The following is a 23,652-nucleotide window of genomic DNA, read 5'->3' on the forward strand; positions in this document are numbered from 1 at the left end:
AACTATAGAAACCAATTGTCTATCTCAATTGTTTAGCGACTCTTAATCTGTCTAACTGTATCTTTTCTATTTCAAAAATACTCTATGGTATAATGGGAAAAACGCTTTACGGAGGGATATTCATGGGTCTATTTAAAGCAGCAACAAGCAGTCTTGGCGGCGGACTGGCCGATCAATGGTTAGAAATCATTGAACCCGCTGACATGGGACAAACTACTGTCATGACAAAAGGAGTCGCCGTGCGAAAAAACGATAAACGCGGCAGCAATAAAAAAGGAACCAGCGATGTCATCACCGACGGTTCAGTCATTCATGTCTATCCAAATATGATGATGTTGCTAGTTGACGGTGGAAAAATTATTGATTACACCGCAGAAGAAGGTTATTACACGGTTAAAAATAATTTGGCGCCATCGATGTTCAACGGTTCCCTAAAAGAAGCGGTCACCGAAACTTTTAGCCGTTTCAAATTTGGTGGCACGACACCACAGAAACAACAAGTTTTTTACATCAATCTGCAAGAAATTAAGGGAATCAAATTTGGTACCAGCACGCCATTAAATTATTTTGATAATTTTTACAACGCAGAGTTATTTTTACGCGCGCACGGTACATACTCAATCCAAGTGACCGATCCAATTTTATTTTTTGCTAATGCGATCCCGCGGAACATGGCACAAGTCGAGATCAGCGATATCAATGAACAATACTTGCAAGAATTTTTGACCGGCTTGCAAGCGGCGATCAATCAAATGTCTGCCGATGGTCAGCGGATTTCTTATGTTCCATCTAAAAGCTTGGAACTAAGCAATTATTTATCTGATGCATTAGATGACAGTTGGCAAAAATTACGCGGAATGGAAATTATTTCGGTCGCTGTTGCCAGCATTTCTTACACGGACGATTCTGCGAAATTAATCAATATGCGCAATGAAGGCGCGATGTTAGGTGATCCTGGCATACGGGAAGGCTACGTTCAAGGCTCAGTTGCACGCGGAATGGAAGCAGCGGGTAAAAATCCAGCAGGCGCTACGACAGGTTTCTTTGGTGTAGGCATGGGAATGAACGCAGGTGGAGATTTTCTCAACCAAGCTTCACAAAGTAATAATCAACAGATTCAGCAAAATCAGCAAGCTCAACAAAAAGCAGCTGGTGATCAATGGACTTGTCCAAAATGCGGCGAAGAAAACACGGGTAAATTCTGCGGCAACTGTGGTGAGCCAAAACCAGCACCGGCAACTGCGGCAAAAATCCAAATGAAATGCAGCGAATGCGGTGAAGCTATTGATTTGACAACTGGCGTACCTAAATTCTGTCCGCATTGCGGCAAACCTTTCAAAGGCGTCCCACTAGACTAACTTTTTAAGATTCACAACTTAGGGAAACACTCGCGAAATCTCAAAAAAATGTGACATCCAGCATCTAGTTACTTTTATGAAATAGGAGGATCTGCAAATGGCAGATATATTGACGCATCATTGCCCCAATTGCGGCGGTCCTTTGACATTCAATCCAAGTGATCAAAAATTCCATTGTGATTATTGCTTGAGTATTTTTACGGTGGAAGACATTGAACAGTTTGAAGCACAAGAAGCTCCGCCAACTGCTGAATCGACAGACACCGGTGTCGAGGAAAAAAACACGGCTGATGACATGGATCTTTTTCTTTGTCCCAGCTGCGGTGCTCAAATTGTGACAGATCACACCACCGCCGCTACTTATTGCTATTTTTGTCACAACCCAGTCGTATTATCGGGGCGCTTGACTGGCGCATTTTTGCCTAACAAAGTTTTGCCATTTAAAATCGAGAAAGAAAAAGCAATCAGTGATTTTTTAGCTTGGACCAAAAAGAAACGCTTCATTCCAAAAGATTTTTTCAACGAACAGCAGATTGAGAAAATGACGGGTGTCTATTTCCCTTACTGGGTGATTGACGCGGAAACGGCGGGCAATTTGACTGGTAAAGGGACTTCATTGCGAGTTTGGATTATTGGAGACATTGAATATACTGAAACGAAAGTTTATCAAATTTTCCGCCAAGGCAAGGCAAAAATCCAACATCTGACTAAAAATGCTTTGACTAAAAATCTCCAGCAAAAAATGGTCGAAGGTGTTCAGCCCTTTCCTATCGATCAAGCAGTCGATTTTCATACAGAATACTTATCAGGTTTTCAAGCAGAAAAACGAGATATCGAAATCGCAGAGCTGTCTGAACAGATCAATCATGAACTGACCGAATATACAGAAGATTTGCTGCGTGATACAGTTGCCGGCTACACGACGTTCACTCCAAATAATCGGTCAGTCACTGTTGAAAAACAAGACAATCACTATATGTTGCTGCCAGTCTGGCTAGTGACTTATCAAGATGCCACAGACAAGACGTATTACTATGCCATGAATGGGCAAACCGGAAAAGTCAGCGGAATTTTGCCAGTCAGCAATAAACGTTTAGGGCTATTTTCAGGCGGGATCTTTGCGGTACTGCTGGTAATTGCTCTGATTGCGGGGTACTTGATATGAAAAAACTCCTACTATTCATTGTTTTTTTGTCACTGTTCAATCCACTGAAAGTTTTCGCCGCGGACAACACAATTGACGATCAAGCCAATCTGCTGACAACTGAAGAACGAGTAAAACTTTCAAATCAAGCGGATGCGATCAATCAAAAAAACAAAGGCGAAGTCTTTATTTTGACGACAACTGACAATACCGAAGAACCGCGAACATTTGCCAATGAACAGTTGATGACTCGTGTTGGTAAAAATAATAACGGTGCCCTACTTTTATTAGATATGACTCAGCGCGAAATTTATTTATCAACTTCAGGCAATATGATCGATTATATAACTGATAAACGGCGTGACCAGCTTTTGGACGATGTGGAAGCTGCAATGAGCGCTGGTGATTATTATCAAGCCAGTACGGATTATTTAACCAACGCCGAACAATTCGTAGACGACGGCATTCCCAGCGGATCTTACCGCATCGATGAAAAGACTGGCAAAGTGACCTATTACAAATCAATCACTGGAATCGAGCTTACAATTGGCTTGATCATTGCATTAGCCGCGGCTATCGGATTCTTCTTTACGATTCGTTTGCGCTATCAATTAAAAATCGGTACCTATCGTTACCCTTATCGAGAAAATGCCCAGTTGGAGCTGACTGAACGGCAAGATCAATTGGTCAATTCTTTCGTTACCACTCGTCGAATCCCTCGGCCTACTAAAAATAATGGCGGTGGTGGCGGTGGAAGTACAACAAATTCCAGTGGCGGCGGAACATTTGGCGGTGGCGGGCGCGGCTTTTAACTATGACATACGAATAGTTTTATACCAGAGTCTTTCAAAAATTAATAAGAAACTCTGGTATTTTTTGTGTTTTCTTGAATTCATCCAATGATTTTGCTAAGCTTTTAAAGGTAAAAGAAATAAAGGAGCCCATCGATGAATAAAAAGAAAAGATTCCCCCTTATTTTGGTTGTGCTAGTACTTTTTCTCCAAGGCCTCATAGGAATCACCGCTCAAGCTGCAGACGATTTTACAGTTAATGCAGATGCAGGATTCGCTATCGATGCTGATTCAGGGAAGGTCTTTTTTAATCAGAATGGAGATACCCCAAAAGGCATCGCATCTATCACTAAAACGATTACGGCATATCTCGTTTTAGATGCGATCAAACAACAAAAAATTACTTGGGAACAAGAAGTACCTATTTCAGAATATGCTGAAAAATTAAGTACAGTTCCCGATCTATCCAACGTGACCTTAGTCCGTGGACAGAAATACACGGTCAGAGATCTTTTTGAAGCGATGATCGTCGAGTCAGCTAATGCCTGTGCCGTTGCTTTAGCAGAACTGGTCGCTGGTAATGAGCACACGTTTGTTGATCAAATGCGGGCACAATTAGTAAAATGGAACATTAACGACGCGACTATCATCAATGCTTCTGGTTTAAGTAATGTCTTTCTGGAAGACCAGATTTATCCCGGTACTCAAAAAGATGATGAAAACTTGATGTCTGCTCGTGATGTTGCGATCGTAGCACAACATCTGATCAAAGACTTCCCCGAAATTTTGGAAGTCTCTAAAATCAAAGAAAAGACATTTGCACCGAATACATCTCATCCAGATGATATGAAAAATGTGAACGTCATGCTGTTTGATGGGCCAAACCATAAAGACGGTGTCGATGGTTTGAAAACTGGGACCACTGATTTAGCGGGTGCTTGTTTCGTTGGGACGATCCAAAAAGACGGACGACGGGTCATCACCGTGATCCTGAATGCTTTGGATCAAGACAATGACAACGAAGCACGTTACGTTGAAACGAACAAATTAATGGATTATTGTTTAACTAATTGGAGCCAACAAGATGTGACTACTGCTGGACAAACACCGACTGATCAGCCAGAACTAGCCGTTACTGAAGGCGCACAAAAATCTGTCGCTTTAGCAATGGAAAAACCTGTCAAACTCTGGGTTCGAAAAGATATGGATCCTACAAATCTAACGTTTAAAACGACGTTGGATCAATCTTTGTTAGACAACGATACAATAATCGCACCGGTGTTCAAGAATGAAAAAATCGGGACTGTCACCGTTTCGCTGACCCAAGATACTTTAGGTTATGTTCAAACAAATGAAGGTGCCGAAACAAATCTCATAACTAAACAGGCGGTAGAAAAAGCGAATACCTTTGAGATGATTTGGCAAAAAACTACGGATTTATTCGCAGACATTTGGCAAAAAACTACAAATCTATTTGCTTAACTCAAACAAAAAATCGATCTAAGGGTTGTGTGACAAACGTTTTGTCACAACCCTTTTTTATATTCCATGCAAAATGGTCAGAAACAGATTTGTTTCTGACCTTCAGTTTGTAGTTAGGAAATTTTTTATTGTGTTTTAAAAGGAAAATACAATTCAACTTCTCCTTCTGCAAAATGCGGCAAATAATGTTCATGGATCGCACCGGCAAGCTCTAATTTCTCTAATGGAAAAATCTCGCCCAACATTAAATTTGTTGCTTCTTCAATTTTTTCTGCACTGGCTTTCACGGTCAAATAACTCATTGGCGGCAGTTTCCAACCGACCCAGCCTTCAGGAACTTGCGTATCTTCGGGTACTTGAACACCTGCTAAATAACGACCTTCTTGCTGCCACGGCTCCAACCAATGGTCACCATCACTCATCAATCCCCACAAATGCAGCTCCTTGATGTCTTGTCCTGCTAAACATTCGACTAGTTCCTCAAAATGAGCATTCAGCTGATCCCATAGCAATGGAACCCAGGATGGTCCTTCTTCTGCTTGCCCTCGTCCTTCTTTACCGATCACAAAAAGTGTCGGTAAATCTACTCGATCAATTCCTTTGATTTTCATGTAGATCTCCTCCCTGCATTAGCACTGACTTACTATTAATTCTACTAATCTTTTTCTAGAAAACCAACGAATCGTTCTTTACTGCTCTTTGTCGTGTTCTTTGATATACTGAATATCGAAGCTGTTAAGTTCGACTGTACAGCTGAAAAATCATTTATCGCTACTTAAAAAGGATGTGACACAGTGGATATCCCACGAGATTTATTTGCTTTAGCCTTTTATTTCATCATTTTGCTTGGTGTGCTACTTCGTTTCAACCAACGAAAGTTCAGCAAATTTTTATTATGGACTAGTATCTTTCTAGCCGGCTATTTTTTTACCATCGAGATTCAGAACAAAACATTTTTTATTTTGATCCCGCTCTTCTTTTTTTTATTGTTCTGCTATTTTTATTTCAAAGAAAAATGTCGGTTGCGAAACGGCTGGCTGTTGAATCTTTTCTTACTCAGTTTTGTGGGGTACGTAACGTTTATCACTGTTACTTCCACTTCTTTGATTGGGATAGGAATCCTTAGTATTTTGATATTCGTCTTCTTCTTGGTCGTTTTGTTTGGCTTGTATGCGGCGATTATTTTTCTGATTGGTAATAGTTTCATCGTTTTACGTCACGAATCTCGCAGACTACCGAATCTTTTGACTTTGATTTTAGCGCTGGCGATCATTGGGTTAGTGGTCTTGCAGACGTTTGGACCAAAAATTCTACCTAGTTGGTCAGTCATTTTATTAGCGATCCCGACGACAATCGCCTCTTACTTTTTTGTCGTCTTTTGGAATTTTTTATCGATTTCGATACTTTATCAATTCAACCAACCAAAATACGATCAAGACTATGTGATCGTTCTAGGAGCCGGCTTGATTGATGGACTAAAAGTTACACCACTGCTAGCGAAACGGATCGATCGTGCGATCCAATTTTACCGCAAGCAAAGTGCAGAAACTTTATCACCGCCACAACTTTTAATGTCGGGCGGACAAGGCGGCGATGAAAAGATTCCCGAAGCTCAAGCGATGCGCGAGTATGCTATCGAACAAGGGATTCCTGCTGAAGACATTTTGATGGAAGCACAATCGACTAATACATTGGAAAATATGCAGTTTAGTAAAGAAATCATGGAACGTGAACGACCTGCAGGGTACCATGCGATCTTTACGTCTAACAATTATCATATTTTCAGAGCTGGGATGTATGCCCAAGATGTTGGTTTGAAAATTGATGGGATTGGTTCAAAGACTGCGCGTTACTATTTGCCAAATGCCTTTTTAAGAGAGTTTATCGCTGTGGCTTTGATGAATAAACGGCTCCATCTTATTATTTGCGGATTGATCGCACTAGGCTTTAGTTTGATTTCGATCATCAACTATTTCTTTGTATTTTAACCAAAAAAGGAACGCCAAATTTGGCGTTCCTTTTTTATTATTCTGCCCGTAAAGCGATCGCAGCATCTTTTTTAGCTGCCATCCTTGCAGGGATATGTCCGCCGATCATTGTTAAAACAGTTGAAACAAGGACCAAAATAATTCCATGAACTGGATTTAATTGTGCGACATCTTTTAATTCAGTCATGTTATACAAAATTGCATTGATTGGGAAAGTTGCTAAGTACGCGATCACTACCCCAAGTGTTCCAGAAGCAACACCTAAAATACACGTTTCTGCATCGAATACCCGAGTGATATCTTTTTTTCGTGCTCCTAAAGCTTTCAAGACACCGATCTCTTTTGTCCGTTCAATCACAGAAGTATATGTGATGATCCCGATCATGATCATGCTGGTCACTAACGAAATTCCAGCAAAAGCAACTAATACATAAGTGATCGCGTCCATCAAGCCGCCGGTCAATTCCGTCATCGTTCCTGCCAAGTCAGTATAGATGATCTTATCTTCTTTTTTCTTGCCTTTATTGTACGCATCCAAATAATTCAATATTTTATCTTTATCTTTGTAATTGTTTGGATAGATCATGATGTTGCTAGGGATACTGTCGCCGCCTAAATAGGCAAGCGTGCTCTCTTTTGCTTCAGTATCCAGTTTTTCATTAGTCATGACATTCGTATCTGTTTCTTTTTGGGCTTTTACAATCTCAGAATTTTCGTTATCACTCACGATTTTAGACGTCAGTTCATCGCTGTAAGCAATTCCTGGTGCCAAAAGATTCATTGTTGACGATTGTTTTACTCGCAAGATTCCTGAGATTTTTAAAACTTCGTTATTCCCATTGTCGTACATTGCTTGGTAATCAGTATTAGGAATAAAGTTGCCGGTTGGTATTTTTTTGTAATACTCATTGTTGTTAACCAATTTAAATTCCGTTCCAACAATTTTAGCAAAATCTAGTTTGTCGCCATCTTTAACATCGAAACCTAAATTTTTCAATGAATTGATATTTGTACTGTTATTGGCATCCACAATCAGAACTACATCTGTATTGGTTTTAGGATATTCACCTGACAACAATTTATAGTTTTCTTTTAAGAAGTTGCCGGAACTTTTATCCAACTGTGTTGGAAAGGAAGAAACACCCATTCCTGTCATACTTGCCATTGCACTCATCATGGATGGACTGCCGTCTGACGCTTCATTAGACAGCTTCACAGGTTTTACAGTGCCGTCGACGTCTCGTAACAGATTCATTCCTACCACACGAGTAAAACCGATATTGTTGCTCAACTCAGGATTGATATCATTGATGTAATCCACGTAGTCTTGATCAATTTTATTTGTATGTTGCGCTTTGTCTTCATCACTGATTTTAGCGACGATTTGATTTTTGTTTTCTTTACTTGCTTTAGCGGCTTTGTCCGATCCAAGCGCCTGGTTTTGATTGGCTGTTTGATCGGTCGTTGTTTTTGCGATCGTGATTGGGTATTTCGCCATCGCTTCTGCTTGTGTGCTGTCGATTTGTTTTTGGAATCCACTCGACAACGAAAGTACGATCCCGATACTGATGATCCCGATACTTGAAGCAAAAGCCGTCAAAAATGTCCGACCTTTTTTCGTTCGTAAATTATTGAAAGAAAGTTTTAAAGCCGTCGTAAATTTCATCTTCGTACGTTTTAATTGAAATTCTGAGCCCTTCTTGCCTTCAATGTGGGGATGCGAATCATTCAAAATTCGTCCATCAGAAAACTCGATGATCCGATCGGCATATTTATTGGCCAATTCAGGGTTATGGGTCACCATGATAACTAATTTTTCTTTTGATAACTCTTGGATCAAATTCATGATTTGAACACTAGTTTCTGTGTCTAGCGCTCCTGTTGGTTCATCACAAAGCAAAATATCAGGATCATTGGCTAAAGCCCGCGCGATTGCAACCCGCTGCATTTGTCCACCTGAAAGTTGGTTTGGTTTTTTGTGCATGTGATCGGCTAGACCGACTCTTCGCAAAGCTTCTTCTGCCCGCTGTTTTTTTTCTTCTTTTGAAACACCGCTCAAGGTCATTCCAAGTTCTACATTTTCGATGATCCCTAAATGGCTGATCAAATTATAACTTTGGAAAACAAATCCGATTGAATTGTTTCGATAAGCATCCCAGTCAGCATCTTTGAATGTTTTTGTGGAAGTCCCATCGATCACCATGTCGCCTGAGTCATAGTTATCCAATCCCCCAATCACATTCAGCATCGTCGTTTTACCAGACCCACTGGCTCCTAAGATTGCGACAAATTCTTGTCGGCGGAATGAGACGGATACGCCGTCTAACGCTTTGGTCGTCGTATCGCCTACATGATAATGTTTCTTTATATCTTTTAGCTCTAACATCGTGTCACCTTTTCCCTATTAATTTACTTCATCAAGATAGCATGGCATTATTAACTCAAAATGAACAAAAATTCACACTAGGTTCATAGTAAGCTGGTACTATTATTGAGCAAAAAGGAGGGCAAAGCAAATGAATCGAATACTTATCGTAGAAGATGACGAAAACTTATCCTTACTTTATCAAACAGCGTTGAAAAATGAAGGATTTGAAGTTTTTCGGGCAATGAACGGGATCGAAGCCTTAACCATTTTAGACAAACAGTTCATTGATTTGATTATCAGCGACATCATGATGCCAGAAATGGATGGCTACGAGCTCGCAGAAAGTCTGCGTGAGACAAAATATACGCTGCCGATCTTGTTTATCACGGCCAAAGATGCTTTTGAAGATAAAAAACGCGGATTTATGATCGGGATCGATGATTACATGGTGAAACCGATTGACGTGAAGGAAATGCTTTTGCGGGTGGAAGCCTTATTGCGTCGAGCTAAAATCGTCCACACAAAAGAATTAGTTGTAGGCAGCACACAACTCAATCAAGAAACTTATGAAATCAAAACAGCAGCTGACACTGAGACGCTGCCGCAAAAAGAATTTTTGCTTTTATATAAACTATTGGCTTACCCGAATAAAATCTTTACTCGTCAGCAATTGATGGATGAAATCTGGGGATTGGACTCAGATACAGATGAACGGACGATTGATGTTCATATCAAACGGCTGCGCTCCCGGTTAGAAGCCAATCCTGATTTTTCGATTGAAACGATTCGCGGACTGGGATACAAGGCGGTCATTCGCTCATGAGAAAAAAACTATTTCCGCAATTATGGATGTATTTCGTTGCGATTACCTTTTTATTGATGGTAGTCGTACTGTCTGTTTTTGTCTGTCTGCTCTTTATTGTCAATCATTTTAAACTATTGGCGCCAGAACGTGAAAATCATCTTTTCCCGTTTTATTTCATCATTTTTTTGAGTTTGGTCATCGGTGCTGTGCTATCGATTTTTGTTGGAAAACGAATTTTGCAACCGATTGAAAATTTGCGGCAAGCTATGAACAAAGTCGCTAAAGGCGACTTCACGCTGCAATTAGGTGAAGAACAGCAAGTAGAAGACGTCGCTGAGCTCTACCATGACTTTAATGTGATGGTAAACGAACTCAACAGCATCGAAACATTGAGAAACGATTTTGTTTCAACTGTCTCCCATGAATTCAAAACACCGCTAGCAACGATTAAGGGCTATGTCCAACTGCTGCAAAACAACTCGTTAGCCGAAGAAGAACGGCAAAGTTATTTAGAACGTATGTTAGAGGGCACCCAGCAATTGACTCATTTGACCGATAATATTTTAAAATTGAGCAAACTTGAAAATCAGGGAATCGGTTTAGATTTTCAGTCTTTTCGCTTAGATGAACAGATTCGCGAAGTGATTTTATTTTTACAGCCAAAATGGGAACAGCTGGATTTGACACTAGATCTAACCTTGCCTCGAACAAATTATTACGGCAATGAAGAGTTTCTTTACCAAGTTTGGCTGAACCTCATGGATAATGCGATCAAATACAGTCAAAAAAACAGCAGTATTCGTGTCCAATTAATCAATGAAACGCAGGGTCAGCTCATCATTATCAGTGATGAAGGGATCGGCATGACGGAAAAAGTCGCTGATCGGATCTTTGATAAGTTTTATCAAAGCGATACGAGCCGTAAAACTAGCGGAAATGGATTGGGCTTAGCATTAGCCAAGCAAATCATTGAACTACACCATGGAACGATCAAAGTCAATAGTATCCCTGGTCAAGGCAGCAGTTTTAAATTATTTTTGCCAAATGACTTAGAAAATTCATAATTGTTTGCTAGAAAAAACGAATTAATTCATTATTAGTTAATATTTCTTTTGTAAGCTATAGATAACTTAAAGAAGGAGTGACCGATATGATGGAGGAACAAAAAGTTACCAAGTCCGTGTACTTTGTTGAAGAAACACAAAATATCGAGGGTGCGTACGTTGAAGTCAATACACTTTTTGTCGCTGACAATCAAAAACAAGCGACTGAAGTTTATGAAAAATTAGTCAAAGAACAGCCAAGAAAATCATTTGGCCTTTTATTAAACGAGTATACGATCAATGCAGAAGGCGGCTTTTTTCATAACTTATTCAAATCATGGAAAAACTTGCCTGCTGAATTTTATCGTAAAATGCAAATCTTAACTTACCGTCCAATCGCCGAATATCAAAATTAAAAGACCGCGACCTTGATGGTTTTCTTTCCTTAATAAAGGAAACAACCGCCTTCCCCAAAAGCAAAAAAATCGGAAACACATTCAGGATGTGTTTCCGATTTTTTAAATCAAGGATAGTAAAAATACAGCGGCTATCCCGGTGATTACCGAGACTGCCATCGAGCGTGTTTTGTAGGCAACACCTGCGACTAAGAACATCGCGATAATCCGGCCGTTGCCGATGAGTTCAAATTGATTGTCACTGATGAAGACATCTTTGAACACTAATGCTGCAAACAGTGAAATCGGCACATATTTCATCCAATCACTAAACCATTGCGGAACTTGTCGTTGTGAAAAATACAACATCGGAAACAATCGCGGCAAATAGGACGCGCCGAATAGACATAAGATCAACAGCAACAAAGCAGTATTACTCATGATGGACCTCCCCGCCAGTCAAATCATAATGATCTGGCCCATCTGTATTTGTATCCGCAGTCTTATGGATCCGTTCGATCAAGTAACCTACAAACGAGGCCAACAACGTTGCTAAGATCAAGCCGAAAGTATTTTTAAATACTAGCATGAAAACAACCGCTAAGCCGCCAGATAATAAACCAGTAACTAATAACAAGCCATTGTTCAACTGCATCATAAACATAAAAATAAACATCGCAGTCAACGCAAAGTGGACCAATTCAGTATCGACATGGATGACTGAACCAAAAATCGTTCCGACTACCGTACTGATCGTCCAAGAAGCCATTGAAAACCAGTTAACGAACAAAGCTTTTTTTCGATCCCATTCAGGATCAGTAGAATATTTCAAATAATTTACTGCATAGTTTTCATCATTCATTGACTGCGAGAACAGAGCAATAAACGATCGTTTTTCTTTTTTAAAAAATTGTGACAAGCTGGAGCCTAGCAGCGCATAACGCAGCTCCAAGAAGAAAACCATTAAGATTGTGGACACAAATGATGCATGAACACTTATCATCGAGACGACTAAAAATTGTGCGCCTCCTGAAAAAACAAGTATCGAAAGCAAGGCCGTTAAAAAGATGTTAAATCCTGCCTTTTGCAAAAGCATGCCGCATGCTAAGCCGACTGGGATGTAACTAAAACAAAGCGGCATCGCCGCGTATAACGCCTCTAACCATGGTGTCCTTTTTTTTACAGGCATGGTGTGGTCTCATTTCCCTTCACGTTCACAGGATAAAAAGCATTTTCATTCTAACACATTCCTGTAAAAAAGATAATATTCACTGGATGCTTGAATCTTTTCTCATTTCCAGTCAATCATTCGTAAAAAATACTTTATCTAATTATTTTACGCTAACTTTCAGGGCCATCCTAGCACCTAACACGAATTATTATTCTGTTATACAGAACAAACATCTGCTTTCGATAAATAAAAAAAAGGAAAGTTTTAAAATTTTCTTATGAAAACTTCATGTACGTTTTCAACTGCTTCTTTTTTTCAATAACTGCCGAATCATCCGCAAATCCCGTGCATCGATGGTGGAACGAACTTGCAACGACTTCTTGTCAGGAGTGGGAAGATTCGATAAAGTCAAATCTGCGCCTTCTTCTGATCGAACAAACTCGATTCGATAATCATTGCCTAAACCGGCGATCAGCAATTCTTTTTGCATCGCTTCAAACGACTGCCCCAAATCTGACAAAATAAATACCTTGATGCTTGGACGATAGGATAAATAGGAAACGACCGTGTTAGCCAGCAGCAATGAAAAAAGTGCCGTCATTTTTGGATTGTGTGAACCAATTGCAGCAAATAATTTTTCAATAAAAGCTGAAAAATTTTCCATATATCCAGGCGCGTTTTTCTTCAAGCGTTCTTCATCTACGATCGGAAAAAGACCGGTCAATGTATGGACTTCATTCAAGTAACGATTGAACAAAAACAACTGGTTGAGTTGATCGCTGATACATGCTTTATCCTCGATCAAAACATCGAAAGTTTCTTCAAACAACGCAAGCCAGGCAGTATTTTTTTCAGTGATTTCTTTTTGGAGTTTTTGCGGAATAATTACTAAAGACCGCTCCTTGCTCAAATCAAAAAAGAGCGGCAGCAACTGTAAAAAGAACAATAACATTCCCCAATCATCTTGCTGTCAATGGCTGAATAAAGACGGAGCTTCAAAAGCTGGTTTTAGACTGCCTTCATAGCTAGGCTCGATTTTAGTTCGACACTGAAAAACAAATAGCAATACACCTAATTGACTTCGTTGGACACTTGTAAATTCAAACTCAAAAAGAGTCGCCAATTGTTCGATTGGATAAAACATTTGTTTTTCGATCTCCCAAGGCAGTTCTTTGACTCCTCGATAGATCGTCCAAAGATATTGATAAAAAAGATACCGAATTTGATGCTCTGGTCCGATCATTCGTATCGTTGTTCCTTTTGTTAGACTCAAACCCAACGGCAGCAACTTTTTTTCTAACTTGCGAATATTTCGACGCAAAGTTGATGTACTGACAAAATGCTCCTCGCAAAAAATTTGGATATCAATCTCTCCTTGAAGTAGTAACTCTTCAAAAAAGGATGTGAGGATACTTTGACAGATCACTTCACTAAATAAACGTTGCATAGGAAAATCTGCTTTTCGATTAAATCGTGCGCCATAATTTCGATGTTTTTCTAAAGAGACATCTGAAAAGTCTTTGATCAATTCCTGTAAATGATCCAAATATTTTTGAACAGTATTCACATTCAATCCACTAGCCTGCGCCAACTCTACCCCACTGCACCAACTATCCTTTTGCTCCAGCAACATTAAAAGTTGCAGCTGTCCATATATTTCTTTAGTAAACACCAAACCCCTCCATTATTTTAATTATTAGGTTAGCCTAACTGAAAAAGTGACCTATCCTTTTCTTTTTCCGCGTTATACTCCTACCTAGCTTATTTAGGAGGAGAAAAAATGAAAAAAACCTTTTATTGTCTAGCAGCCTTTTTGTTTCTTTTTCCGTTAACAACATTTGCTGCAAACAAATCTGCGTCACCATCAATGGATATCAACAATATTACTGTCTCATTGGACGGCAAAAACGTCAACTCAGGGATCGTCAATGTCACACCCGGTCAGCAACTACAGATGCATGTCTCTTTTACTTATTTCGGTGGGGAAATTACAAATTATCCGGCGACACAACTTAAACTGATTGATGAAACTGGCGGCAATAATATTCAGGCATCTGCCAATCATTTTCAAAAGGTCACGAATACTCAAGCCGCTGAAGATGTGATTCTCTCAGTTTCACCGACTGTCAAAGTTGGAGCCGTTATCCCAGTGAAATTCACTATTGTCGGACCGGATATCAATAGTGTCAGCAGCCAAACCGTCACTTTTATTATCAATGAACCTGCAACTAGCACGACTGACACGAGTTCGTCAACTGAGTCTAGTTCATCAAACGAATCTAGTTCATCAAACGATTCTAGTTCATCAAACGAATCTAGTTCATCAAACGAATCTAGTTCATCAAACGAATCTAGTTCATCAAACGATTCTAGTTCATCAAACGATTCTAGTTCATCAAACGATTCTAGTTCATCAAACGAATCTAGTTCATCAAATGAGTCTAGTTCTGCAACGAAGGAGAGTTCCACAACTGACTCGCGTTTATTGCCAAAATCAAACTCTAAGGGCTCTAATCCCCCTGTTCAGTCGGAAAAATCTATTCCTAAAAATGCCACTCAGCCTTTAAAACGAGCCTTTAAACTTTTGCCGAGAACTGGGATGAAAAGTTCAGCGCTTGCTTGGCTAGGACTCGGTGTAACGAATATCGTCGTTGCAGTCTATCTGTTGCGTAAAAAATAATCATGAAACTATTTATCTGTTTTCTGAAAAATATGGTAAAATAGTCAGCGAAAAGAGTTGATTTACAGATGAATACTAGTTTCCATGAGAATCGTTCTGTTGGTCTGCTGCTGACTTTTATCGGTGGAATGATTGACAGCTTCACTTATATTCGTTACCAAGCCTTCGCTTCTGCTCAGACCGGCAACTTGATTTTGGCGATCATCCAAGCTTACGAGCGCGAATGGAACATGGTTGGAAAAAAATTACTTTCCACCTTATTCTTTTTTATTGGAATTCTTTTAGCAAAATTTATGATTGATTACTTCAAAAGAAAAGCGCTACATTTTTGGCGCTTGTTTCTGCTTTACTTTGAAGCGGCAATCTTTTTTATCATTAGTTTACAATTTTTGCAGCCGCACCCTGCAATCATCACGATCATGATCGCCTTTACCGCCGCGATTCAATGGGTGTCTTTTGACAAAATCAATGGACTGGCTTACACGAATCTATTTACGACTGGAAATCTAAAAGGGGTTGCGACCAATCTTTATGATTACTTGAGTACGAAAGATCAGGCGGCTAAAACACGCTTTATCCATTTTTTACTCGTCGTGATTGCTTTTATCTCTGGTGCGATTGTCTCAGTTTTTGCTTATCGGATGCTGGGAACCCGCGCAGTATTGGTTATCGCCGGCTTATTTCTTTATTTAGCACTTTCCGAAACCTTTTTAGTTTGGCAGTTCCAACGCGATACGAATATCTTGCAAAAAAAATAACTCTTCAGCCTCTGCTGAAGAGTTTTTTGCTGATTAATGATACGAAAAACGCAGTAAAGAGACCATACCTAAAAAGAGAATACCGATTGTTAGACCAACGATGATCAACCCTCTATCCAATTTTGTTTCAGGAACCAATAAAGCCAGTCCGTAGTAAACACCAACTCCTAAGATTCCACCAACAGAATTCATTAAAAGATCGGTCACATCCGTCACTCCGATTCCTAAAATAAACTGCATAATCTCAATAGCAAAGGAAAACAAGCAGATAAAAACAAACTTTTTTATCAGTGATAAATTTTTAGCCGCGATTCCCAGCAGAACCCCCAGTGGTACAAAAATGAGTCCGTTCAAAATAATTTCATTAAGCACGAGCTTGCCGTTCACGACTTTTGATCCTTGAAACGGCAGCAGATTGACCGATCGAACAGCTTGATCTAAACGAGCAGCGATATCGGAAAAAGATAGCGAAAATTTGAATAATAAGATCCAGATCAATAATAACAGGTAACTGATCAGCAGCACGCTGCTTAGTTTTTTATGACTCACTCTGCCGCCTCCTCTAAAAAATTTTCAATTAATGGATGAATGTGACCGCAATATCTCCATTACTTGTTTTGACTGTTAACTCTTTTGAACCGTTGGTTTGATTCGTTAAAGTATTTGATCCGTTACTTGTTTTGGCCCGCGTTGAAAAATCGGCTTGATCCCCGATTATCGTACCAGTTACTTGAGCATTGCTCGTTGCCAACAATACAGATTCCGCAGGTTTTACATTCTTCAAATTGATCTTGCCATTTGATGTTTGAAAGTCACCTTCCCCAAAATCCAAGTCTTCCAAGTTTATTTTACTGTTGCTTGTTTCAAAGTCTCCCTCGTTGAACGTTAGTTTCGCAAGATCAATTTCACCGTTGCTTGTTTCAGCATCAACCGTCTTTGCATCGACATTAGTGATATGCAATTTGCTGTTACTCGTTTCTAACTCTAACTGATTCAATGTAAGATTTTCCGTTAAAATTTTACTATTGGACGTTTCGACCTGAAGCTCGTTCAACTCAGCTTTTGGTACCTCGACAGTTACTTTAGGCTCCCGTCTACCAAAATCAAAAAAGTTGAAGTTGAAACCAAATACTTTTTTTCGTTCCATGTCTAATGTATTACCCGTTTGTTTGATTTTATATTTGATGTCTCGACTTTGATTGTATTTTATCCGAGTCTGTTCGCCAGATACACCAACGATCTCGATCGGTATATTTCGATCCTCTATGATCAACTGTTTAACGGACTTTTCTGTAGTAAATGTTTCATTGCTTACGCGCTGTGAAGACAAATTGACCATCCCCACTAACGCAATACCAATCAAAACCAAACCAGCAATTATTTTTTTCATTTTCCACCTCAACTATTTTCTTTTTATTATAAAGAAATTTCTACCTGTTTCTATCAGACAAAAGACTGATTTTTCTTATTTGTTCCGATGGAAGCCAGCTTTGATCTCAATAAACTCTTGAAATAATCGAAAAAGTTGAAAAAGCATGGCGCGTTCTTCAAATGTCTGACGATCTTCTGGTAATTTTTTTTGCTGGTAACGCTGATCTAGCGCTACAATTTTCGTCAAGATCGCTGAACCATCGTTGTCTTCAGCTAAAGTCTGGGCAGTAAACTCAAACAGTTCTTGCAATTCTTTCACATCGACTGGCGACGCGTTTAATTGATTCAAGATTTGCAGCATATCGGCTAAAACGTTCAGCTGCAGGCGGCGCATCGCAAAATATTCAAAATAATAACTATTTCCCGAAAAGAAACGATTCTCTTCAAATTCTTGTGCACGAATTTGCGCGGTTTTTATGAACTCCCTCAAAGCCAAGCATTCGCTGACCAACTGTTTTTCTTTGTCCAATTGATTCAAATTATTAGACATCGCTCCTAACATTTTTCGTAAGGAAACTTCAACGACTGCTTGATCTTCCTGAATTTTTTTCTCCGTGTTAGGCATGTAAAGATTAACTGCCAGCGCACAGCCGACACCGATGATCATCAACAAATATTCATTGATAATCAAATTCACAGACATTTCGCCTGCCACCAGATAATGTGTGATCAAGACTGAGCTGACCGCGATCCCTTCTGCTAAACCCAAGCGAATGGAAAGCGGGATAAATAATAACAGATACAAACCAAAAACTAGTGGATGAAATCCTAAAAGAATAAAACACCCAGCTGCGATACTAGTCGCCAGTGTCAGCGAAACCAAACGGTTGATCGCAGTCCTAGCAGTAGAGCGTTTTGTATTGGTTACAGTCAATAGCGCGATGATCGCCGCTGAAGCAGCCGATTCTAGGTCGAAACTGCTGGCTATCAGTAAAGCAATCGGTGCAGCGGCAGCCGTTTTGATTGTACGTAATCCGATCTTCATTGGTTTCCTCCTTTATTATTTAAACTAACATGCTGTTTTTTTCCACAAGTTAATTAAAAACTGCCTCTTGCAAGAATCGTTTCTACTTTAGCAAAATAAAACTGGCAAATCTATTTAGAAGCTTGTGGTAACGCCGTTTTGGAAAACAGTCGCAACTTCTTGAATTATCTTGTATAGTAATTACGATGGATCATCAGATGACGTATTAAACAAACATCTGATTACGATGTAAGAAAAGGAGTGAAAAGATGGAAAGTTGGCTTTTCTTAGGGATCATTTTATTGATCGCATTGCTCGCAAAAAATCAAAGTCTCTTGATTGCAACCGCGGCAATTTTGCTTTTAAAATTGATTCCTTATTCAGATAAATTTTTATCAATCCTAAATAAACAAGGGATCAATTGGGGCGTTACCTTGATCTCAGCCACGATCTTAGTGCCGATTGCAACAGGCGATATCGTTTTGAAAGATCTTTTGAACACCTTAAAATCGCCCCTCGGCTGGGTAGCGACGATCTGTGGCGTATTAGTTGCCATCTTATCTGCCAAAGGCGTCGGTTTGATTAATCAATCGCCGGAAGTTACGGTAGCATTAGTTTTTGGTACGATCATTGGCGTGGTCTTTTTAAAAGGCGTGGCTGCTGGACCTGTGATTGCCGCCGGTATCACTTATTCTATCATGCAAGTCATCCAAATCGTGACTGCTAAATAAAACAAACCTCTAATTCTTTTTGATCAAAGAGCATTAGGGGTTTGTTTGTATCTTGTAAAAATCTTTTGTAAGATAGAAATGAGCCGAAAATTCTCGGTCATCTCTGTCACGGAGCTAGCTTACCTTAGGAGGTGGAATCAATGCGTGAACAATCTAAAGCTGCTCGTTTGCGGCAAATCGTAAAAATCCTCAACCACTATCATGTTGTAAAAAATATTACACAACAAAAAGATCCTGTAGCGGTCCGAAAAGCGTTTGAAGAATTGGGACCGACCTTTATCAAAGTAGGACAAATGATGTCGGTTCGAACAGATATTTTCACGTTGGCTTTTACAAAAGAACTACGAAACTTGCAAGACGATGTAAAAACAGATCCTTTTGAGTCAGTCAAAACACTTGTTGAAAAAGAGCTGGAGTTGCCGTTGACCGAAATTTTTGAGTCTTTCGAAGAACAGCCCTTCGCTTCTGCCTCGATCGCACAGGCACATCACGCCCGTTTAAAAAATGGACAACCCGTCGTGGCTAAGGTCCAACATCCAGGAATCGCGGCTGAGATTGATTTGGATCTTTCCTTATTTGAAAAGGCTGTGCCAATAGCTAACTGGGTTCCTGAAAGCAAAGTGATCGACCTAAAAAGCATTTTGAAAGAGATTCGAGAGTCTTTACAAAACGAATTGGACTTCCAAAAAGAATTAGTCCTAGCGGAAGAATTCTATCGCTTGAACAACGGGTGGAAAGAAATTCGCGTACCTAAAATGGAAGACGCCTACTCTACAAAAAAAGTCATCATTATGGAACTAATGTCTGGAACGAATTTAAAAGAATTGATCAGCGCACCAGATGACACGATTGCTCAGGGAAAGACGACCTATAAGGAATTGAAAAAAACAGTCAGTGAGTTGCTGATCGAACACTTCATGAAAGAAGTCTTCGAAGACGGTTTTTTCCACGCCGATCCCCATCCGGGAAATATTTTATTGCATTTGCTAGCAGAAAGCGAGCAGCCAACCCCGCAAATAAAAAGCCGCGAACATCAAGGACAGTTTGGCAAAATTCCCTATAAGATCACCTATGCAAAAGCCGAAACACTGCGTCCTTTTCGCTTGAATTTTATTGATTTTGGCATGATGGGCACGCTCAATCGCGAGATGCAAGTCAAAATGAGCAATGTGATCATTGCGATCTATAGCAAAGACAATCAACGAATCACCAATGCCGTCCATGCAATCTGTAAACAAGTCGGTCCTTTTGATGAAGAAAAATTTACTGATGAGTTGGATGATTTTTTAAATCGCTATTTGAATCTGCCGGTAAAAGAAATCGATTTGCAAAAAGTCTTCTCGCAAGTCATCCTTATCTGCCACGATAATAATTTACAGATTGATGACTCTGCCACGATGCTGATCAAAGCTTTCGGCACATTAGAAGGTGTCATCGAAGATCTGAATCCAGATCTGTCTTTATTCGAAGTTATTGCACCTTTTGCCCAAAAATATTTCATTCAACAATTGAATCTAAATGACACGCTGCGAGAAACCGGCTTAGATTATTTATCTACCTTAAAGGCGCTACCGAAAATCCCTAGTCACGCGCTAAATGTTTTGGATACTTTTGCTAAAGGAAAGGGCAAACTGAATCTTGAATTAAAAAATCAGCGAAATCTTTTAGAACGAGCAGAAGCAATGGTCAATCGTTTAGTGATCGGGTTGATTCTTTCTGCCTTAGTCATCGGCTCTTCAATCTTGGTCCAGACTTCACCAAAAGGGGATACCTTGATTTCTGACTTAGGAATCTTCGGTTACTCAATTGCTGCACTTTCGATCCTTTTTTTGATCATCGAAAGTCTCTACCGTCGTTATCGCAAATGGAAAGATCATTGATAAAGGCAGTGACAGATTGCTGTCACTGCCTTTTTTGCTATAACTAATCCTCTTCGTGCAATGAATCTTATGATTGAGTGAGCAGATTCGTTTACTTAAGCAAAAGAATATTTTATCATTTTTATGAAAAGCATTCTATTTTTTTGACAAAAGGAGGCAGAAAATGAATCGATCCCTCAAAATCATTTTGATCATTTTTTCTTTTGTTCTGCTCTCTATTTTTCTATCTACTGCGGCTATTTATTATTTTATCGCCAAAAATCCATTAAATTTCAGTTCGTTGCGGTTGTTCATTTTAACAAATAATTACGCACAGCTGTATCTATTTTGGGTAAGCGTGATTTTAGCCATTTTAACAATGATCACTATCTTTGTGATTTTATTTTATCCAAAGCGGATCATCAAATTTACTTTAAAAGAAGAACACAAACAAATAAATCCCCAAAAAAAATTTTTAGATGAACAAACTAGACGCAGTGACGACTCAGAAACCGAACAACGAGTCAAATGAGCCTTCCCCACTGACTAGTTTTTTGCTAGTCAGTTTTCTAAAGAAACAGCCAAGAGCGCTCTTGGCTGTTTTTTATGTCTCACAACCAATTTTCTGAATGGCTTTTTTTGAAATAGGAACTTCCTAGCATTTTTCTTATCTATTTTTGCCAAAATGATACAATCAGAGTCCCATAATATAAAAACAAGTAGAATCCGTTTCAAAAAAATCTCAACTTAAGGAGAAATAAATGACTTTCAAAATTTCAGCAACGCTCCCTACAGTTCCAGCCAAAGACTTTGCAGCAACGGTTCAGTTTTTCAAAAATCTTGGTTTTGTCAATCAGTATAAAGATCAAGAGCGTTCCGGCGGGTATGCCGTCATGCAATATCATGAATTAGTTTTTCATCTATTTGCCTATAAAAAATTAGCGGTCCCTACGCCAACGAATATCGTATTAGTGATCGTAGAAAATGTTGACGACTTGCAAACGACTTTGCAAAAAAATTTCCAAGAAAGTACAGGAAAGAAAATAAGCCGCTCTGGTCTGCCAAAAATGAGTCTGCCGCGTGATCTTAATTCCGATCGCCGTTTCACGCTGACAGATCCCAACGGCAATTATTTTATTTTTGCGCAAAGCCATGAGAAAAAGACAACGACTGAAATGACACGGTTGGAGAAATTGTATAAAGAAAGCAATACGTTGGCTTATTCCCATGAAAGTCCCCGCGAAGCGATCCAAATGATGACACGAGCATTAGCTAAAAGTAATCTGGCTACAGAAAGCGACTGGGTCATTTTCCAAGCATACGTGCTGCTTGCCGATATGTATGCTTTAGAAGAAGACGAACCGCAATCTTTTGACTACTTGCAACAAGCGGAAAACCAACTAAAGCAACTTTCGACAATTGATCGAACAAGCGATAGTTATCAGTATTATCAAAAATTGCAAAATAAAAAAGAACACTAATTTGTTAAATTAACAATCACACCGTTTGCTCTTCTATCCGGTGGAAAGCTATTCTCTGCTTAGAATACACAGCACAAAAAAACGACAGCGTCAGACTCAAAATCGAACGCGGTCGTTTTTTATAGTTAAATATCCCGATAGGCTAAATAATCCCCATATGTTTTAGCCGCCTTTGTACCTTTAAGGATCGCTTGACGAACGGCTTCAACGGCTAAAATCGATACCGCCTCAAAGCTCGTTTCAATTTGATTGGCACCTAGAACAAATAAAGTATCCCCATCATAAGTTGTATGCGCTGGACGAATGGCCCGTGCGATTCCATTGTGACTGAGGTCTGCCAATTTATTCATCTTAGCTTTAGAAAACGTCGCATTCGTCATGATACAACCAATCACCGTATTGCCATCAAACAATGCTTGCTCATTTTGATAATGTTCTAGAAAAAGTGCTTCAGAAAAACCAATTTTCTGCTCGCCAGGTTTGCGTGCACCCGCGATGATTTTGCCCAACGCTTCATCATAAACATCGCCCACTGCATTGACTGCGACTACCGCAGTAACCCACAATTTTTTATGACGCATCGTGTGCAGACCAATCCCGCCTTTCATGGCATTTCTTTCACCATTGATCGTCCCAACACTGCAGCCTGTTCCCGCGCCATAATTTCCTAATTGAAACGTTTGATTGTTGAAAGCCTGCTCGCAAGCTTTATACCCTGCTTGAAAATCCGGTCGAACATCAAAACGTCCGATCCGAAGATCAAAAAGACTCGCACCGACAACGTTCGGGATATAGGTGATTCCCATATCTCGCCCAATTTTATGCTTTTCTAAAAAATCTACGACGCCTGCATTGGCTGCTAAGCCAAACGCACTGCCGCCAGATAACGTCACTCCATGGACAAACTTTCGATTGTTTTCTGATTTCAAGGCATCGGTATCTCGCGTATTCGGCGAACCGCCTCGAACAGAAACACCGCCAGTTACACCATCTTCACATAAAATCACGGTACAGCCGGTCATCGCTTCTGTATCAGTATATTGTCCGATCCGAAAAAATTCTTGGTATTCTTCCATGTGATTTCCTCCGACTACTTTTTGCTGCTTTGCTTTAAGCTAGTTTAACTTTTTACAAACTTTTTTTAAATAGAAAAAGTCGGCTTTTGCATCTTACATAGCAAATTATTGCTCGTTGGATCATTAC

24 protein-coding genes are annotated in these 23,652 nt (G+C 39.6%); 14 read left to right on the top strand and 10 right to left on the bottom strand.

Going from position 1 to position 23,652, the window contains the following annotated elements; translation table 11 throughout:
• Window positions 1–122 precede the first annotated feature (122 nt).
• The 4 genes from FFM68_RS01700 (at window position 123) to FFM68_RS01715 (ending at window position 4,775) form a co-directional block, all read left to right on the top strand.
• Window positions 123–1,358, top strand: a complete 1,236-nt coding sequence (locus FFM68_RS01700) for an SPFH domain-containing protein (RefSeq protein ID WP_137617704.1) — start codon at window positions 123–125, stop codon at window positions 1,356–1,358.
• Between the two features lie 97 nt (window positions 1,359–1,455).
• On the top strand, window positions 1,456–2,523 hold the full coding sequence (locus FFM68_RS01705; RefSeq protein WP_137617705.1) for a TFIIB-type zinc ribbon-containing protein: 1,068 nt from the start codon (window positions 1,456–1,458) through the stop codon (window positions 2,521–2,523).
• Window positions 2,520–3,314: a TPM domain-containing protein gene (locus tag FFM68_RS01710; protein ID WP_137617706.1), complete on the top strand. Its 795-nt coding sequence runs from the start codon at window positions 2,520–2,522 to the stop codon at window positions 3,312–3,314. Before FFM68_RS01705 ends, FFM68_RS01710 begins: the two co-directional genes overlap by 4 nt.
• A 135-nt stretch (window positions 3,315–3,449) precedes the next feature.
• Window positions 3,450–4,775, top strand: a complete 1,326-nt coding sequence (locus tag FFM68_RS01715) for a serine hydrolase (protein WP_137617707.1) — start codon at window positions 3,450–3,452, stop codon at window positions 4,773–4,775.
• A gap of 125 nt (window positions 4,776–4,900) precedes the next feature.
• Here FFM68_RS01715 and FFM68_RS01720 read toward each other — a convergent pair whose 3' ends face one another.
• Complete coding sequence (locus FFM68_RS01720; protein ID WP_137617708.1) at window positions 4,901–5,386, bottom strand: GyrI-like domain-containing protein; 486 nt, start codon at window positions 5,384–5,386, stop codon at window positions 4,901–4,903.
• A 183-nt stretch (window positions 5,387–5,569) separates the two neighbouring features.
• Between FFM68_RS01720 and FFM68_RS01725 the strand changes: the two genes are divergently transcribed.
• Entirely contained in the window at window positions 5,570–6,763 is a 1,194-nt protein-coding gene (locus tag FFM68_RS01725) for a YdcF family protein (protein ID WP_137617709.1), read from the top strand.
• Window positions 6,764–6,800: 37 nt separating this feature from the next.
• Here the strand turns inward: FFM68_RS01725 and FFM68_RS01730 are convergent, their stop codons facing one another.
• Complete coding sequence (locus FFM68_RS01730) at window positions 6,801–9,149, bottom strand: ABC transporter ATP-binding protein/permease (RefSeq protein ID WP_137617710.1); 2,349 nt, start codon at window positions 9,147–9,149, stop codon at window positions 6,801–6,803.
• Between the two features lie 130 nt (window positions 9,150–9,279).
• On the opposite strand from FFM68_RS01730, the gene FFM68_RS01735 reads away from it, so the two are divergent.
• The 3 genes from FFM68_RS01735 to FFM68_RS01745 all read left to right on the top strand — a co-directional run bounded on the left by FFM68_RS01735 (window position 9,280) and on the right by FFM68_RS01745 (window position 11,395).
• Window positions 9,280–9,954 carry a response regulator transcription factor gene (locus FFM68_RS01735; RefSeq protein WP_137617711.1) on the top strand — a complete coding sequence of 225 codons (675 nt, stop codon included), beginning with the start codon at window positions 9,280–9,282 and terminating at the stop codon, window positions 9,952–9,954.
• Window positions 9,951–11,000 carry a sensor histidine kinase gene (locus FFM68_RS01740; protein ID WP_137617712.1) on the top strand — a complete coding sequence of 350 codons (1,050 nt, stop codon included), beginning with the start codon at window positions 9,951–9,953 and terminating at the stop codon, window positions 10,998–11,000. The genes FFM68_RS01735 and FFM68_RS01740 overlap by 4 nt, the downstream gene beginning before the upstream one ends.
• An 86-nt stretch (window positions 11,001–11,086) precedes the next feature.
• Window positions 11,087–11,395 carry a hypothetical protein gene (locus FFM68_RS01745; RefSeq protein ID WP_137617713.1) on the top strand — a complete coding sequence of 103 codons (309 nt, stop codon included), beginning with the start codon at window positions 11,087–11,089 and terminating at the stop codon, window positions 11,393–11,395.
• 102 nt (window positions 11,396–11,497) lie between these two features.
• Here FFM68_RS01745 and FFM68_RS01750 read toward each other — a convergent pair whose 3' ends face one another.
• The 4 genes from FFM68_RS01750 to FFM68_RS01765 all read right to left on the bottom strand — a co-directional run bounded on the left by FFM68_RS01750 (window position 11,498) and on the right by FFM68_RS01765 (window position 14,217).
• Entirely contained in the window at window positions 11,498–11,815 is a 318-nt protein-coding gene (locus FFM68_RS01750) for an AzlD domain-containing protein (protein WP_137617714.1), read from the bottom strand.
• Window positions 11,808–12,563 carry an AzlC family ABC transporter permease gene (locus FFM68_RS01755; protein WP_137617715.1) on the bottom strand — a complete coding sequence of 252 codons (756 nt, stop codon included), beginning with the start codon at window positions 12,561–12,563 and terminating at the stop codon, window positions 11,808–11,810. The genes FFM68_RS01750 and FFM68_RS01755 overlap by 8 nt, the downstream gene beginning before the upstream one ends.
• 280 nt (window positions 12,564–12,843) lie before the next feature.
• Entirely contained in the window at window positions 12,844–13,491 is a 648-nt protein-coding gene (locus FFM68_RS01760; RefSeq protein ID WP_137617716.1) for a hypothetical protein, read from the bottom strand.
• Window positions 13,492–13,515: 24 nt separating this feature from the next.
• The gene (locus tag FFM68_RS01765; RefSeq protein ID WP_137617717.1) at window positions 13,516–14,217 is read right to left on the bottom strand and encodes a helix-turn-helix domain-containing protein; all 702 of its coding nucleotides are present in this window, start codon (window positions 14,215–14,217) and stop codon (window positions 13,516–13,518) included.
• A 108-nt stretch (window positions 14,218–14,325) separates the two neighbouring features.
• Between FFM68_RS01765 and FFM68_RS01770 the strand changes: the two genes are divergently transcribed.
• Window positions 14,326–15,225, top strand: coding sequence for a hypothetical protein (locus tag FFM68_RS01770; protein ID WP_137617718.1), 900 nt, complete (start codon window positions 14,326–14,328; stop codon window positions 15,223–15,225).
• A 68-nt stretch (window positions 15,226–15,293) separates the two neighbouring features.
• The gene (locus FFM68_RS01775) at window positions 15,294–15,983 is read left to right on the top strand and encodes a YoaK family protein (protein WP_137617719.1); all 690 of its coding nucleotides are present in this window, start codon (window positions 15,294–15,296) and stop codon (window positions 15,981–15,983) included.
• A 33-nt stretch (window positions 15,984–16,016) separates the two neighbouring features.
• Here FFM68_RS01775 and FFM68_RS01780 read toward each other — a convergent pair whose 3' ends face one another.
• The 3 genes from FFM68_RS01780 to FFM68_RS01790 all read right to left on the bottom strand — a co-directional run bounded on the left by FFM68_RS01780 (window position 16,017) and on the right by FFM68_RS01790 (window position 18,399).
• On the bottom strand, window positions 16,017–16,532 hold the full coding sequence (locus FFM68_RS01780) for a VanZ family protein (RefSeq protein ID WP_137617720.1): 516 nt from the start codon (window positions 16,530–16,532) through the stop codon (window positions 16,017–16,019).
• Between the two features lie 28 nt (window positions 16,533–16,560).
• Window positions 16,561–17,373, bottom strand: coding sequence for a DUF4097 family beta strand repeat-containing protein (locus FFM68_RS01785; RefSeq protein ID WP_137617721.1), 813 nt, complete (start codon window positions 17,371–17,373; stop codon window positions 16,561–16,563).
• 75 nt (window positions 17,374–17,448) lie between these two features.
• Complete coding sequence (locus FFM68_RS01790) at window positions 17,449–18,399, bottom strand: aromatic acid exporter family protein (RefSeq protein ID WP_137617722.1); 951 nt, start codon at window positions 18,397–18,399, stop codon at window positions 17,449–17,451.
• Between the two features lie 248 nt (window positions 18,400–18,647).
• Between FFM68_RS01790 and FFM68_RS01795 the strand changes: the two genes are divergently transcribed.
• The 4 genes from FFM68_RS01795 (at window position 18,648) to FFM68_RS01810 (ending at window position 22,449) form a co-directional block, all read left to right on the top strand.
• The gene (locus FFM68_RS01795; RefSeq protein WP_137617723.1) at window positions 18,648–19,109 is read left to right on the top strand and encodes a DUF441 domain-containing protein; all 462 of its coding nucleotides are present in this window, start codon (window positions 18,648–18,650) and stop codon (window positions 19,107–19,109) included.
• Between the two features lie 140 nt (window positions 19,110–19,249).
• The gene (locus tag FFM68_RS01800) at window positions 19,250–20,989 is read left to right on the top strand and encodes an ABC1 kinase family protein (protein ID WP_137617724.1); all 1,740 of its coding nucleotides are present in this window, start codon (window positions 19,250–19,252) and stop codon (window positions 20,987–20,989) included.
• Between the two features lie 163 nt (window positions 20,990–21,152).
• Window positions 21,153–21,500 (top strand): alkaline shock response membrane anchor protein AmaP, encoded by a 348-nt coding sequence (amaP, locus tag FFM68_RS01805; protein WP_137617725.1) that lies wholly within the window; start codon window positions 21,153–21,155, stop codon window positions 21,498–21,500.
• A gap of 229 nt (window positions 21,501–21,729) precedes the next feature.
• Entirely contained in the window at window positions 21,730–22,449 is a 720-nt protein-coding gene (locus tag FFM68_RS01810; RefSeq protein WP_137617726.1) for a DUF8817 family protein, read from the top strand.
• 125 nt (window positions 22,450–22,574) lie between these two features.
• Here FFM68_RS01810 and FFM68_RS01815 read toward each other — a convergent pair whose 3' ends face one another.
• Window positions 22,575–23,525, bottom strand: coding sequence for a P1 family peptidase (locus tag FFM68_RS01815; protein WP_137617727.1), 951 nt, complete (start codon window positions 23,523–23,525; stop codon window positions 22,575–22,577).
• Between the last annotated feature and the right edge of the window lie 127 nt (window positions 23,526–23,652).

The organism is Enterococcus xiangfangensis (assembly GCF_005405365.1).
GTDB classification, from domain to species: domain Bacteria; phylum Bacillota; class Bacilli; order Lactobacillales; family Enterococcaceae; genus Enterococcus_A; species Enterococcus_A xiangfangensis.